This window comes from Curtobacterium sp. B8 (genome assembly GCF_000333315.1).
GTDB classification, from domain to species: domain Bacteria; phylum Actinomycetota; class Actinomycetes; order Actinomycetales; family Microbacteriaceae; genus Curtobacterium; species Curtobacterium luteum.
Genome location: NZ_BACW01000419.1, coordinates 1 through 1,580, shown reverse-complemented (window position 1 = coordinate 1,580; position 1,580 = coordinate 1). Strand labels below are relative to the sequence as shown.

Annotated in this window: 2 pseudogenes; both read right to left on the bottom strand. The window is 69.7% G+C overall.

Annotated features, from left to right (window positions below):
* A pseudogene (locus I59_RS10825) lies at positions 1-366 on the bottom strand (PucR family transcriptional regulator); the annotation flags it as partial.
* Between the two features lie 34 nt (positions 367-400).
* Positions 401-1,580, bottom strand: a pseudogene (locus I59_RS10820) (pyruvate dehydrogenase (acetyl-transferring), homodimeric type); the annotation flags it as partial.

Here is a 1,580-nt window from a genome sequence, read left to right as displayed (position 1 = left end):
GCGAGTCTGCAGGATCGCCTCCTGCAGCATCTCGTCGTCCTTCGCCCGCTCCTCGACCACGGTCACGACGACCCGGATGAGCTGCAGGGTCTGCTGCAGGCTCACCGAGCGGAGGAGCTCCCGCGGTGCGGAGCCGAAGACGTCGGCCGCGGCGATCCACGGCGTCGAGGAACTGCCCTCGAGCCATCCGATGAACGACGTGATGCCGGCCTGGGCCACCAGCCCCACGGCACTGCGTCGGCCGGGGGGCATCTCGCTGTACCAGGGGAGCGTGTCCTCCAGCCGCTTGATGGTCGCGGTGGAGAGTTCGCCCGACACCTGCCGGAGCCAGGAGAGCGCGCGTTCGCGGTCGTTCTCCCGGCTCACGGCAGGGTCGGTGCGGGGTGTCGTCACGCGGGGATCAGCTCTCGCCGCCCGCGCTGCCGGTGGTGCCGGCGGTGACGTCGTGCAGACGGTACTTGTCGATCGCCTGCTGGACGAGGGCGTGGTCGACCTTGCCCTGCTTCGCGAGCTGCTGCAGCGTCCGCACGACGACCGAGGGGCCGTCGATGTGGAAGAAGCGGCGGGCCGCCGGACGGGTGTCCGAGAAGCCGAAGCCGTCGGCGCCGAGCGTGGCGTAGTCGGTCGGAACGAACGGACGGATCTGCTCCTGCACGGCGTGCATGAAGTCGCTCACCGCCACGACCGGACCCTCGGTCCCGAGCAGGCGCTCGGTGACGTACGGCGTCCGCGGGGCCTCGTTCGGGTTGAGGAACGCGTGCTGTTCCGCGTCGAGTCCGTCGCGGTACAGCTCACCCCAGCTCGTGACGCTCCACACGTCGGCCGACACGCCCCAGTCCTCTGCGAGGAGCTGCTGCGCCTCGAGGATCCACGGCACCGCGACACCCGACGCGAGCAGCTGGGCCTTCGGGCCGTCCTGCTCGCTCGGCTTGAGGAGGTACATGCCCTTGACGATGCCCTCGGCGTCGACGCCCTCCGGCTCGGCCGGCTGCACGAGCGGCTCGTTGTAGACCGTGAGGTAGTACATGACGTTGGGGTCGGCGTGCTTCGGCGAGCCGTCCTCGTTCGTCCCGTACATGCGCTCGAGACCGGCCTTGACGATGTGCCCGATCTCGTAGCCGTACGCGGGGTCGTACGACACGACCGCCGGGTTCGTCGCCGCGAGGAGCAGCGAGTGGCCGTCGGCGTGCTGCAGGCCCTCGCCCGTCAGGGTCGTGCGGCCCGCGGTCGCACCGATCATGAAGCCACGGGTCATCTGGTCACCCGCTGCCCAGATGGCGTCGCCGGTGCGCTGGAACCCGAACTGCGAGTAGAAGACGTAGACCGGGATGAGCGGCTCGCCCTGCGTCGAGTACGAGGTGCCGACCGCGGTGAACGCCGCCAGGGCGCCCGCTTCGTTGATGCCGACGTGGATGATCTGGCCCTGCGGGCTCTCCTTGTAGGCCAGGAGGAGCTCACGGTCGACCGACGTGTAGTGCTGCCCGTTCGGGTTGTAGATCTTCGCGGTCGGGAAGTACGCGTCCATGCCGAACGTGCGCGCCTCGTCCGGGATGATCGGCACCACGCGGTCGCCGAAGTCG